Source organism: Plantibacter sp. lyk4-40-MEA-4, assembly GCF_030209415.1.
GTDB lineage: Bacteria > Actinomycetota > Actinomycetes > Actinomycetales > Microbacteriaceae > Plantibacter > Plantibacter flavus_A.
Window position 1 is genome coordinate 1 of record NZ_JARVSA010000001.1, and the last position, 12,199, is coordinate 12,199.

11 protein-coding genes are annotated in these 12,199 nt (G+C 70.8%); 3 read left to right on the forward strand and 8 right to left on the reverse strand.

Annotated elements, in window-relative coordinates; all coding sequences use genetic code 11:
- Positions 1-71: 71 nt before the first annotated feature.
- The 3 genes from QRN44_RS00005 to QRN44_RS00015 all read right to left on the reverse strand — a co-directional run bounded on the left by QRN44_RS00005 (position 72) and on the right by QRN44_RS00015 (position 3,230).
- On the reverse strand, positions 72-1,631 hold the full coding sequence (locus QRN44_RS00005; protein ID WP_285037955.1) for an APC family permease: 1,560 nt from the start codon (positions 1,629-1,631) through the stop codon (positions 72-74).
- 150 nt (positions 1,632-1,781) lie between these two features.
- The gene (locus QRN44_RS00010) at positions 1,782-2,486 is read right to left on the reverse strand and encodes a demethylmenaquinone methyltransferase (protein ID WP_079003281.1); all 705 of its coding nucleotides are present in this window, start codon (positions 2,484-2,486) and stop codon (positions 1,782-1,784) included.
- A gap of 63 nt (positions 2,487-2,549) precedes the next feature.
- Positions 2,550-3,230, reverse strand: a complete 681-nt coding sequence (locus QRN44_RS00015; RefSeq protein ID WP_121292651.1) for an SDR family NAD(P)-dependent oxidoreductase — start codon at positions 3,228-3,230, stop codon at positions 2,550-2,552.
- A gap of 101 nt (positions 3,231-3,331) precedes the next feature.
- Here QRN44_RS00015 and QRN44_RS00020 point away from each other — a divergent pair, with 101 nt between their 5' ends.
- Positions 3,332-4,174, forward strand: coding sequence for a helix-turn-helix transcriptional regulator (locus tag QRN44_RS00020; protein WP_285037956.1), 843 nt, complete (start codon positions 3,332-3,334; stop codon positions 4,172-4,174).
- A gap of 88 nt (positions 4,175-4,262) precedes the next feature.
- Positions 4,263-5,501: an isochorismate synthase gene (locus QRN44_RS00025; protein ID WP_285037957.1), complete on the forward strand. Its 1,239-nt coding sequence runs from the start codon at positions 4,263-4,265 to the stop codon at positions 5,499-5,501.
- Between the two features lie 17 nt (positions 5,502-5,518).
- Here the strand turns inward: QRN44_RS00025 and QRN44_RS00030 are convergent, their stop codons facing one another.
- The 3 genes from QRN44_RS00030 to QRN44_RS00040 are packed head-to-tail and all read right to left on the reverse strand — an operon-like array spanning position 5,519 to position 8,593.
- A complete protein-coding gene (locus QRN44_RS00030) occupies positions 5,519-6,382 on the reverse strand; it encodes a polyphosphate kinase 2 family protein (protein ID WP_121292646.1) in 864 nt (287 codons plus the stop codon).
- Positions 6,383-6,437: 55 nt separating this feature from the next.
- Positions 6,438-8,174, reverse strand: a complete 1,737-nt coding sequence (menD, locus tag QRN44_RS00035) for a 2-succinyl-5-enolpyruvyl-6-hydroxy-3-cyclohexene-1-carboxylic-acid synthase (RefSeq protein ID WP_285037958.1) — start codon at positions 8,172-8,174, stop codon at positions 6,438-6,440.
- Positions 8,171-8,593 carry a PLD nuclease N-terminal domain-containing protein gene (locus tag QRN44_RS00040; RefSeq protein ID WP_064294595.1) on the reverse strand — a complete coding sequence of 141 codons (423 nt, stop codon included), beginning with the start codon at positions 8,591-8,593 and terminating at the stop codon, positions 8,171-8,173. Before QRN44_RS00040 ends, menD begins: the two co-directional genes overlap by 4 nt.
- Before the next feature lie 71 nt (positions 8,594-8,664).
- Here QRN44_RS00040 and QRN44_RS00045 point away from each other — a divergent pair, with 71 nt between their 5' ends.
- Positions 8,665-9,009, forward strand: a complete 345-nt coding sequence (locus QRN44_RS00045; protein WP_064294643.1) for a DUF4229 domain-containing protein — start codon at positions 8,665-8,667, stop codon at positions 9,007-9,009.
- On the opposite strand, the gene QRN44_RS00050 is transcribed toward QRN44_RS00045, so the two are convergent.
- Both QRN44_RS00050 and QRN44_RS00055 read right to left on the reverse strand, forming a co-directional pair.
- Positions 8,950-9,984: a 1,4-dihydroxy-2-naphthoate polyprenyltransferase gene (locus tag QRN44_RS00050; protein WP_502928480.1), complete on the reverse strand. Its 1,035-nt coding sequence runs from the start codon at positions 9,982-9,984 to the stop codon at positions 8,950-8,952. The genes QRN44_RS00045 and QRN44_RS00050 overlap by 60 nt on opposite strands.
- A 39-nt stretch (positions 9,985-10,023) precedes the next feature.
- Positions 10,024-12,165, reverse strand: coding sequence for an acyltransferase family protein (locus QRN44_RS00055; protein ID WP_285037959.1), 2,142 nt, complete (start codon positions 12,163-12,165; stop codon positions 10,024-10,026).
- Positions 12,166-12,199: the final 34 nt, after the last annotated feature.

Genomic DNA, 12,199 nt, shown 5'->3' on the forward strand with positions numbered 1-12,199 from the left:
GGCTCAGGGACCGGAGGAAGGCTCAGGGACCGGAGGAAGGCTCAGGGACCGGAGGGAGGAGGGACCCGAGGTCAGGTGAGACCACCGTCGACGGAGCGGCCGTACTCGATCGGCTCGTCCGGCACGAGGACCTCGGTGTCGCGGTTGAGGCTCTCCCCGTGGAAGAAGGGCCGCGAGGCCTTGCGGCCGTACCAGAGCAGCATGAGCACGAACCCGAAGGCCAGCGAACCGACCCCGATGACGAACGTGCCGCCGACACCGAACAGGACCGTGTAGCCGTAGTCCACGTCGAACATGTCGATGCAGCTCTGCACGAAGGCGTAGGTGAGCATCAGCGCACCGAGCAGCGGGAACAGCCCCTTGAAGAAGAAGTCCTGTGCGGAGCGGAAGAGCACCTTGCGGAAGTACCAGACGCACGCGTACCCGGTGATGCCGTAGTAGAAGGCGATCGCGAGTCCGAGCGACAGGATCGAGTCGGCGAGGATGTTCTCGCTCACGAGCGTCATGCCGACGTAGTAGACGATCGCCACGATGCCCATGACGAGTGTGGAGAACGACGGGGTCTTGAACGTCGGGTGGACGGTCGCGAACCGTTTCGGGAGCGCCTTGTAGGCGGCCATCGAGAGCGTTCCACGAGCTGTCGGCAGGATCGTCGTCTGCGTCGAGGACACGGCCGAGATCAGGACGGCCACGACGAGGATCCAGGCCCAGGGGCCGAGCACGAGGTCCTTGAGCGCGAGGAAGATGTCGTTCGCGTTGTCCTCGTTGCCGAGCCCGGTGCCCGTGTCGCCGAGCCCGGCGTAGGCCATGGCGGCGACCGTCACCGTGACGTAGGTGACGAGGAGGACGACGGTCGAGATGAGCGCTGCGCGACCCGGGATCTTCTGCGGGTCCTTCGTCTCCTCGTTCAGGGCCAGGCAGGTGTCCCACCCCCAGTAGATGAACAACGCGAGCAGCACGGCCTCGATGAACCCGTGATAGTCGCCGAAGGCGAACGGATTGAACCAGTCGAGCGAGACCGGCGTGGCGTTCGGAGCCGTGCCGTTCGCGACGCCGATGAAGGCGAACACGGCGAACAGCACGAGCGCGAGGTACTGGATCGCCAGGAGGATGTTCTGGATCCGCTCCCCCAGCTCGATGCCGCGGTACGAGACCCACGTCATGAGGGCGATGAACACGACACCGGTGGCGGTGACGAGAGGGACGTTCGAGGCGAGGGAACCGTCGCCGATGAGCAGCCACAGGTACTGCCCCGCGATCTGTGCGAGGTTCGCGAGCACCACGATGCCGGCGAGCGCGACGCCCCACCCGCCGATCCAGCCGGTGACCGGGCCGAAGGCCTTCGTCGCCCAGGTGAAGGTGGTGCCGCAGTCCGGTACGTCACGGTTCAGCTCGCGGTAGGCGAACGCGATGAACAGCATCGGGATGAAGGCGACGATGAAGGCGATCGGCGCCTGGGCGCCCACGGCGAGCACGACGAACCCGAGCGTCGCGACGAGCGAGTACACCGGCGCGGTCGACGCCAGGCCGATGATCACGGAGCCGAAGAGGCCGAGGGTGCCGGTGGCGAGACCCTTGCCGCCGGTGGGTGATGCCGGCTGCGACCCGCGGGCCGTGTCCTGTGCTGTCATGACGGAACGGTAGGGCCGGGTGCACCCGTGTGTCAATGCTCCCGTTCGGGACCGGGCTACGGAATCAGTCGCGCCGCATCATGGGAAGTGACGGGATCAACCGGTTCCACCCCTCGATAATGCCGAGACGAACCCCGATGGTGACGCGACTCAGGCCGGCTTGAGTCCCCGGTGCAGGGCGACGATCCCGCCGGTGAGGTTGCGGTACGCGACGTGCTCGTAGCCCGCTTCGCGCAGCCAGGCGGCCAGCTCCGGCTGGCTCGGCCAGGCGCGGATCGAGTCGTTCAGGTAGGTGTACGCCTCGGCGTTCGACGATGCGACGCCCGCCACGAGCGGCATGACCCGCTCGAGGTAGAGGTTGTAGGCGGCGCGCATGGGCCCGAACGTCGGCGTGGAGAACTCGCAGATGACGATCCGGCCGCCGGGCTTCGTGACCCGGAGCATCTCGGCGAGGGCGTCCTTCGGGCGGACGACGTTGCGGAGGCCGAAGGAGATTGTCGTTGCGTCGAACTCCTCGTCGGCGAAGGGGAGGTCGGTCGCGTCGGCCTCGACGAACTGGATGTCGGAGCGGTCGGCGTACTTGTCGCGACCCACGGCGATCATCCCGGGCGAGAAGTCGGCGGCCACGACCTGCGCCCCGTTGCGGGCCAGCGCCGCGGAGGACGTGCCCGTGCCGGCGGCGAGGTCGAGGATGCGCTCACCGGCGGCCGGACCGACCGCACGAGTGGTCGCGATGCGCCACAGGGCGTCGTTCCCGACGGAGAGGACCGCGTTCATGCGGTCGTACTTCGTCGAGACGTCGTCGAACATGGCCGAGACCTGCTCGGGCTGCTTGGAGAGGTCGGCGCGGTTCACCCCTCCATCCTACGTCCGTGCCGCTGGGAGCCGGCCGTCCGAGCACGGCTCCCAGGCTCACGCTCAGTAGTCGATGCGTCCGTGCCGGTTGTGGAACTCGCCGGTGGGACCGTCCGGACCGAGCAGGGCGAGCGCGACGGTCGCGTCCGTCCCCTCGGTCACCGTCTGGTGGCCGCCGTGCCCGTTGAAGTCGGTCGCCGTGTAGCCCGGGTCGCTCACGTTCACCCGGAACCCGGGCAGGTTCTTCGCGTACTGCACGGTGAGCGTGATGACGGCCGCCTTCGACGCGGCGTACGGGATCGTCGGCACCGCGAACTCGTCGGCCCCCTCGGTGGTGAGGAAGCGCGGCCACCCGACCCCCGAGGCGACGTTCACGATGACGGGACGGGACGAACGGCGCAGGAGGGGCAACGCCGCCTGGGTGACGCGGACGACACCCACGACGTTCGTGTCGAGGACGTCCTGCATCGACTCCGGCGCGAGGTCGTCGACGCCGAAGGACGTGCCGAGCACGCCGGCGTTGTTGACGAGCACGTCGAGCTCCGGGAGCGCCGCGAGGGCCGCGTCGACGCTCGCCTGGTCGGTGACGTCGAGCTGGACGGGGTGGGCGCCGAGTGCGGCGACGGCATCGCCACGGCCCAGGTCGCGCATGCCGGCGTAGACGGTGTGGCCGGCGTCGATCAGTCGGCGTGCGGTTTCGAGTCCGAGGCTCTTGTTGGCCCCGGTGATGAGTGTGGTGGTCATGGGTCCATGCTCCGCCCGGCAGGGTCGGCCCGCCAGGCCCCGGTCGACAGGAGGACCGGCAGTACCAGGATGCGGACCGCCGCCGGGGGCACAATGGCCGGATGGACGAATTCGCCGGTGTGCTCCGGGCCTGGCGCGAACGGGTCTCCCCTGCCGAAGTCGGTCTCCCCGCCGGCCCAGGACGACGGACTGCCGGCCTGCGCCGCGAGGAGCTCTCCGCCCTCGCCGGCATCAGCGTGGACTACATCGTCAGGCTCGAGCAGGGTCGCGCCAAGAATCCTTCGCCGCAACTCCTCCGGGCGCTCGCGGTCGCCCTCCGACTGACGGATCAGGAGCGCGACCACCTCTACCGGGTCGCCGGAGCCGCTCCACCACCGCCCGGGGTCGTCCCCCGGCACATCGGTCCGGGCGTTCAGCGCATCGTCGACCGGCTCGGCGACGTGCCACTGGCGGTCTTCTCCGCCGCCCACGACATCCTGCTCTGGAACCCGCTGTGGGCCGCGGTGAACGGCGATCCCTCCGCCCTCGTCGGCGACGATCGCAACCTGGTGTGGCGGCACTTCACCGCGGGGCACGAGGGCACCGACTTCGACGAGCAGCATGAGGAGGAGTTCGCGAGCGACCTCGCCGCAGACCTCCGGGCCGCGGTCGGGCGCTACCCGCGGGACGACGAGCTGGCTCGACTCGTGGCCCGGCTGCGATCGGTGTCGCCCGAGTTCGAGCGGCGCTGGGCGGAGGCCAGGGTCGCGGAGCACCGGGCGAGCCGCAAGACGGTCACGCGGACGCCGGTCGGACCGATCACCGTCGACTGCGACGTCCTGTCCACGCCGGGCGGCGACCTGCGCATCGTCGTCTACACGGCCGCACCGGGCACCGAGGACGCGGCGAAACTCGCGCTGCTCGGGGTCACCGGGTTGCAGACGATCGGCACGCCCGGCCGGTGAACGCCCCGCCGACCAGGCCGTGAGCACCCCGCCACCGGTCGGGCTGCGGCGGGGAGTGACCCCTCCTGCGCGGGCGTAGGGTTGAACGGTGACCATTCCCCTGACCTCGTCACTGGTCGCCCAGACCGTCGCCATCGACGACCCGCGCCAGCTCCTCCCGTTCGCCGACCAGACCTCGCCGCTCCTCTGGGTGCGGAAGGGTCACGGGCTGGTCGGACTGGGTGAGGCGCTCCGCCTGGAGTTCTCTGGCCCCGACCGGTTCACGCGTGCCGCGGCGGCCTGGCGGGACGTCTGCGCCGCAGCAGTGGTGACGGACGAGGTGCGGCGGCCCGGGACCGGCCTGGTCGCGTTCGGCACGTTCGCCTTCGACGACGAGTCCTCCGCGACGAGCGTCCTCATCGTGCCGCGCACGATCATCGGCCGGTACCCCGACGCGAGCTTCATCACGCGGGTCTCCCTCGGCGACGGCACCGAGGACGTCGATCCCGTGACCACGGCGTACGGGCCGGAGTACCGCATCCAGCTGACCCCCGGTGTGCAGAGCCGCGAGGGCTATCTCGACTCGGCCGAGCGCGCCATCGCCCGCATCAAGGCCGGCGGCCTCAGCAAGGTCGTGCTCGCTCGCGACCTGACCGGGCACCTCCCCGAGGAAGCGGATCGCCGCCGGGTGCTCCACGACCTCGCCCTCGCCTACCCCGACTGCTGGACCTACGCGGTCGACGGCTTCATCGGCTCGAGCCCGGAGACGCTCGTCCGAGTGGATCGGGGTGCCGTCTCGGCGCGCGTCCTCGCTGGCACGATCTCGCGTGGTCCCGACGCCGAGAGCGACCACGACCAGGCCGTCGCACTCATGACGAGCGCGAAGGACCAGGGTGAACACCAGTTCGCCGTGCAGTCCGTGCTGACGGCGCTGCAATCTCACAGTCCGCAGTTGCGCCGCAGCGAGGTCCCGTTCACCCTCAAGCTGCCGAACCTCTGGCACCTCGCGACCGACATCGACGGACGACTCTCGGACGGCTCGTCCTCGCTCGACCTCATGGACGGCCTGCACCCGACGGCCGCCGTCGCCGGAACCCCGACCCGCGACGCCGTCACCCTCATCCGCGAGCTGGAACCGTTCGACCGTGGTCGCTACGCCGGTCCGGTCGGGTGGGTGGACGCCTCGGGCGACGGCGAGTGGGCGGTGGCCCTCCGCTGTGCGCAGATCGCACCCGACGGCGACATCACGGCCTACGCCGGCTGCGGCATCGTCGCCGACTCGGACGCCGCGACCGAACTCGTCGAGACGAAGATGAAGTTCCGTCCGATCGTGGAGGCCTTCGGCTGAGCCGAGGCCCCACCGGTTCAGCTCGCCGCGAGTCGCGCCTGCTCGACGGCGATGTCGTAGTCGGCCGGCGGCCACTGCGGATCGATGTCCTCGAGGGCGTCGAGCAGCAGACGTTGGACCGCGATGCGCGCGTACCACTTGCGGTCCGCCGGCACGACGAACCACGGGGCTGCCTCGGTGCTCGTGCGCTCGAACGCCACCTGGTACGCGTCCTGATACGCCGGCCACAGCTCCCGTTCGTCCACATCGCCGGGGTTGTACTTCCAATGCTTGTCCGGACGCGCGAGCCGATCGGCGAGCCGTTCCTTCTGCTCGTCGGCGCTGATCTGCAGCATCACCTTGACGATGCGGGTCCCGCTCGCGACGATGCCCGCCTCGAAGTCGTTGATCGCTCCGTACCGGCGCTCGATCTCGTCCGGCTCCGCGAGCCGACGCACCCGGCCGATGAGGACGTCCTCGTAGTGCGAGCGGTCGAAGACGCCGATCTGACCGGGCTTCGGCAGGTGCGGCTCCACCCGCCAGAGGAAGTCGTGGGAGCGTTCCTCCTCCGAGGGCTTCTTGAAGGCGTAGTGGTGCACGCCCTGCGGGTCGACGGAGCCGACGACGTGCTTGACGATGCCACCCTTGCCCGCCGTGTCCATCGCCTGCAGGACGAGGAGCACCGCTTCCGGGGCTCCCTGCGTGCTCGCCGCGAAGAGTCGCTCCTGCAGTTCGGACAGGGCGGGCACCCCCGCGTCCAGCTCGAGCCTGCCTTGCTGCTTGTCGCCGTCGAAGCCCGGCGTCGACCGGGGATCGACGTCGGCGAGGCTGAACCCCTCACCCACGCGCAGGGTGTCTCGAGGAGGCGCGGTCCAGGTCGATGCGTGCTTCGATGCCGTCATCCGCCCATTGTGGCCGCAGGTCGCGTCGGAAGTCGACCCCGGGAGGACCCACGGATCAGGCGCGCGGCAGCGGGACCTCGATGAGGACGGGACCGGTCACCGGCGCGGTGAACGCCTGGTCGAGTTCCGTGCGGGTGCGGGCCGAGCGGTACTCCCAGCCGTAGGCCGTCGCGAGCGACTCGAGCCGGACGTGCTGCGGCGTGTACTGGACGCGGTCGAAGAGCGCTCCGGGTGCACTCTGGGCGACCTCGAGCGCGTCGAAGATGGTGCCACCGCCGTCGTTGCCGACGATCACCTGGAGACGCGGCGCGACGCCGTCGTCCAGGAGGAGCGCTCCGACGTCGTGGAGGAAGGCGAGGTCGCCGAGGAGCACCCGCGTCACACCGGGACCGCCGTCGGCCTGGCTCGCGAGCGCGATCCCCGTGGCGGTGGCGATGGTGCCGTCGATGCCCGCGAGTCCGCGGTTGGCGTGCACGCTGATCTTGCGGCCGGGGACGAGACCGTCGGCCACGCGGATGAGCCTCGACGCACCGACGACGAGACGGTCGTGCGGCCAGGTGGCACGCCAGACCGCGTCGACGAGGACCTCGCGGCTGACCGGGAGGCGGACGGCCTCGAGCTCGGCCCGGACGGAGGCCAGTCGCTCGGCGGGTGTCGTCGAGTGCAGCCCGTCGAGATCGGGTGCTGCGGGCGAGGGGTCGATCACCCGTTCGCGGGATCCGACGACCCACGCTCCGAGCCAAGCGCGATCCGCGGGACCCGCCTCGACGGCTACCGAGGACACGATGCGGTCGGCCCGTCGTCCGGGGTTGTAGACCTCGGCTCCGGCCGGGGCGACGACGATCGTCTCGACCTGCGGCTGCTGGAGCAGGAGCGGGACCTCGCGGCTGAGTGTCGGGTGGCCGAACACGACGACGCGCTCGACGGCCTCGCGGTAGTCGTCCTCGCGCAGCAGCTCCCGGTAGGCGGCGATGACGTTCCGCCCGAACCGCGATCCGCTCGACACCTCCGCGATGAGCGGCCACCCGCCGTCCGCCGCGAGCTGCTCGGCGGCCGGGCCGGAGTCGTGCCCGGCGACGACGAGGGTCCTGGGTCCACGCTCGAGCACGAGATGCGGTCGACCCGGGTAGAGCGGTGCCTCCGTGACGGCGTCCGTCGCGACCGGGACATCGGGGGCCGGCTCGGTCACCTCGGGTTCGAAGCTGCCCGAGAGCGGCTCCCGGAACGCGAGGTTCAGGTGCACCGGGCCCGGGTCGAGGACGTCCGTCGCGGCTCGGTACGCCCGCCGGGCGAGATCGCGGGCGGCGTCCTGCTCACCCGATTCACCGGTCGGGGTCTCGACGACCACGGCGAGGCGAGCGGCGAATCCGTAGAGGTCGTCCTGCTTCGTCGTCTGGTTCGCCCGGATGCCGTGCGCCTCGGCCGGCCGGTCGGCCGTGAGGACGATGATCGGCACGCGAGAGTGATGCGCCTCGAGGACCGCCGGATGCAGGTTCGCGGTCGCCGTCCCCGAGGTCGTGATCACGACGGCCGGACGGTCGGTCTCGACGCCGAGGCCCAAGGCGAGGAAGCCGGCGACCCGCTCGTCGATGCGCACGTGCAGGGTGATCCGTCCGGAGGCCGCGAGCTCGGCGGCGGCGAGCGCGAGCGCCTGGGACCGGGAGCCGGGACAGACGACGACGTCGGAGACACCCGCGGCGACGAGCGCGTCGAGGAGCGACCATGCCGACGCGCTGGCCGGGCTCGACGAGGGAGCCGAGCCGACGGGCTCGGGAGCGGCGGACGGGTTCACGAGGCGCTCGGGGCGCCAGGCGGTCTGCGGCCGGAGCCGTCGTCGGGCGTGTCTGATCCTGGCGCGGGGTCGTCGTGCGTCGTCGCATCCGGGCTCTCACCCGACTCGTCGTCGAAGCGGTTGAGCTCGTCCTCGAGGTCGCGGATGCGCTTCGTCTGCGCGCGGTCGGCGTCGAGCTTCTTGAGGAAGTCCGGGTCGTCGTCCGGGGCTGAGCCGCGGGGCACGGCCTTCGGAGCACGGACCCGGCCGATGATCCACCAGAGGACTCCGCCGATGACCGGCAGGAGGAGGATGGCGATGATCCACGAGGTCTTGCTGATCCCTCGGACACGGTCGCGCGGCATCGTGGCACAGTCGACCACCGAGTACACGATGAAGACGACCGCCGCGACGGCGAGGCCGATCCAGAGACGAACCATGTCTCCATCGTAAACGCCAGGTGACGTGATTACCTGGGGTTGCCTTCAGGCGGGACGCCTAGACTTATGTGGTGAAACGCGTTCCCGCCGCCGTCCGGTACACCATCCTCCGCCTCCTGGCGTTCGTGGTGCCGCTCCTGCTCCTCGTCTTCCTCACGGGTCTGCAGCCCTGGGTCGCCGCGATCATCGCCGCGATCATCGGGCTCTGCGTGTCCTACATCTTCCTGCGCACCCCGCGGGAGACCGTCGCGCAGGAGCTGTACGCCCGTCGACACGGCGACAAGCCGACGCCGCACGACGACGAGGACTCCGAGGACGCGGCGCTTGATGCGAGCGCGGCGACGCCGGAAGCGTCGTCAGCCGGCGATGCCGGGCGTGTAGAAGAACGCCAGACCGAGGATCACCCCGAACGCTAGCTGCACGAGCCCCGTCAGCTTGAGCGCCAGGATCTGCTCTTTGGCCGTCGTGGAGAACAGCACGATCACGCACGCCGGGATGGCGGCGAGCAACGCGAACATCGTGAACCAGGCGATCGGGTAGAACAGCGCGAGGAACGCGGCGATGCCGAACGGCACGAGCAGCAGGACGCAGTAGAGCACCTTCGACGCGATCCGGCCGATGAAGGTCGACAGGGTGCGCTTCCCGACCGCCTTGTCCTGTTCGAGGTCGCGGAGGTTGTTGACGACGAGCGCGGCACAGGCGATGAGGCCCGCGCCGATCGCGCCGAACCATGCCTCCTGGTTCACGGTCCCGACCTGGACGAAGGTGGTGCCGAGTGTGGCGACGAGGCCGAAGAACACGAAGACGAAGACCTCGCCCAGCGCGAAGTACCCGTAGGGACGCTTCCCGCCCGTGTAGAACCAGGCGGCGACGATGGCGACCGCCCCGACGAGGAGCAGCCACCAGAACTGGGTGAGGATCGTGAGGACGATGCCGGCCACGGCCGCGATCCCGAAGAACACCAGCGCGACGGTGAGGACCGTCTTGGGCTTCGCCGCGCCGGAACCGGTCAATCGGCTCGGGCCGACCCGCAGGTCGTCCGTTCCGCGGATGCCGTCGGAGTAGTCGTTGGCGTAGTTGACGCCGATCTGCAGCGCGAGCGCGACGACGAGGCAGAGCAGCGCGCGGACCGGGTGGTAGACCCCGGGGCCCGCGATGATCGTCGCGGCGCCGGTGCCGATGAGCACGGGGGCGACGGCCATCGGCAGCGTGCGGATCCGCGCAGCACCGACCCAGTCGCCGAAGGTCGCCGGCTTCGCGAGGGGGGTCTTGCGACCACCGCTGCGTGCGGGGTTGCCCGATCGTCCACCGTTCGCGCCACGACCCGCCGTGGGGCGCTGTACGGACGTCTTCTGCTGTTTCGGCGCTGCCGGCCGTGCTCCATGTGCCACGACGGCGAGTCTACCCGCGGAGCCTCGGGGCGGACGGCGTCACAGGGCCCCGGCGGCCTGGAGCGTCTGGAGGATCGCTGGAGCGATGTGCTCGGCGAACGCCGGGGTGAGGTGCACGCTGTCGTACTTCGTCGGCGTCGTCCCGGCGAACGCCGGGCAGACGCCATCCGCACAGCTGAACGGGAGCGACGAGACGAAGCGCTCGCCGGCCGCGGCCGCCGCGGACCCGGTCGCCGCGGCGAAGTCGTTCCAGGCCGCGTCGACGCCGACGGCGCAGTCCTGCGGACTGGACACCCGCGAGTAGCAGGACCCGAGATCCGCGCCGAGCGGCGGCGGCGCGAGGAACACGACGCGACCGGGGACCTGATACCCCGCCGTCTCGGCGAGCGCCGACGCGACCATCGACGTCGTGTCGAGCGATCGGCCGTCGGTGGTGCGACCTGCGGCGAACGCGTTCGAGACGATCACGAGGTCGGGCTGGTCCGCGGCGATGCGTTCGGCGATGTCGTGCTTCCGCGTCGGGCAGTCGTCCATCACCCCGGCGCCGCTGTTCTGGATGAGGTCCTGCGTGAAGCGGCACCCGTAGAGGCCGATGGTGGTGATCCGTACGGCCCCGCCGCTCTGATCGGCGATGGCCCGGAACGCCGGCGCGTAGGCGAGCGCGGTCGAGTCGCCGACGAGGTAGACGTGCTTCGGCGCGGACGCATCGCCCCAGGTGCACGAGCCGTCGTCGGGCGTCGAACCCAGGTCGAAACAGGCCCGGGCGGGGTTGGTGCTCGAGGTCGCGCGGATCGCGTCGTCGAGGCTCGGCGAGAGGTTGTCGGGCCATGCGGAGGCCTGGCTCGCGAGTTGCAGCTCGGCGGCGATGCCCTGGAGCGGGTCTCCCGCCGGTGCCGCGACTGCCGCCGGTCCCCCGGTGGCCACCGGCATGCGGAGCGCGGGGCCGATGGCGATCACCGCGAGCCCGGCGACGATCACGAGCCCGACCGCCGAGTAGAGGAACTGGGAGGCGAACCGCTCGCGCCAGGCGGCCCAGGCGGCGTCCCTGGCGTCACGGTCGCCGTGGAAGGAACCCACGAGCGGCGTGCGGTGCAACGGCTGTTCGATGAGCAGGAAGGAGAGCACCGAGACCCCGAGGATGAGCCCGAGCATCCCCGGGACCGTGCTGAGGGCGGTGTCGGGGACGAGCATCGGCACGAACACGAGGATCGGGAGGTGCCAGAGGTAGAGCGAGTAGGAGATCGCTCCGACGCCACGGCTCAGCGGGTTCGTGAGCGGGAACATCCAGCGCGGGTACGCGGGACCGGCTCCGGTCCCGGCGGCGATGACCAGCATCGCGGCGGCGACGGGGGCGAGCGCCCAGGGACCGGGGAACCCGATCGACCCGGTGATGAGCAGTGCGGATGCGACGATGCCGACGAGCCCCGCCCATCCGGCGACCACCCGGAGCGCCTGCGGCACCCGGGCGAGGAGCGGAGCGAACACGGCCAGGAGTGCGCCGGCCCCCAGTTCCCACACTCGCGCGCCGGTCGCGAAGTAGGCGGCCTGCGGAGCCGCCCCGGACTGCCACACGGCGACGGCGAACGAGGCCGCGATGAGGACGACGAGGACGCCACCGACGACGACGCGCGAGCGCAGCACGGGTCGGGCTCCGCGGGCCGCGACGGCGAGGAGGACGAGGAGCAGCACCGGCCACACGAGGTAGAACTGCTCCTCGATCGAAAGGGACCAGAAGTGCTGCAGCGGTGACGCGGCGTCCGTCGCGTGGAAGTAGTCGGTGCCCGACGCCTCGAAGCGCCAGTTCGAGACGAGCAGCGCGGCCGACACCGCGTCCCACCAGGTCGCGAGCGCCCGCGGCGCGTTGAAGAGCCACGACGCCAGCGCGACGGTCGCGGCCAGGACGACGAGCGACGCGGGCAGGATCCGCTTGATCCGCCGACCGAAGAAGGCCGGCAGGGAGATGCGTCCGGAACGCTCGTGCTCGCGCAGGAGCAACCCGGTGATGAGGAAGCCGGAGATCACGAAGAACACGTCCACACCCACGAAGCCGCCGGCCGGTCGGCCGGTCGCGTGGGCGAGGATCACGGCGGTGACCGCGACCGCCCGCATCCCCTGGATGTCGGCGCGGAACGCCGTCGTCGGCCTCGTGGGCGCAGCGCCCGTGTCGGTCCCCGTTGTCACCTGTCGTCGTCCCCCGGCTACGGTCGCTCGTCGA

Bases quoted from the DNA above. Each gene is read 5' to 3' on its own strand.
- QRN44_RS00005 (WP_285037955.1), bottom strand. From the start codon at position 1,631: ATGACAGCACAGGACACGGCCCGCGGGTCGCAGCCGGCATCACCCACC.
- QRN44_RS00015 (WP_121292651.1), bottom strand. From the start codon at position 3,230: ATGACCACCACACTCATCACCGGGGCCAACAAGAGCCTCGGACTCGAA.
- QRN44_RS00020 (WP_285037956.1), top strand. From the start codon at position 3,332: ATGGACGAATTCGCCGGTGTGCTCCGGGCCTGGCGCGAACGGGTCTCC.
- QRN44_RS00030 (WP_121292646.1), bottom strand. From the start codon at position 6,382: ATGACGGCATCGAAGCACGCATCGACCTGGACCGCGCCTCCTCGAGAC.
- QRN44_RS00040 (WP_064294595.1), bottom strand. From the start codon at position 8,593: ATGGTTCGTCTCTGGATCGGCCTCGCCGTCGCGGCGGTCGTCTTCATC.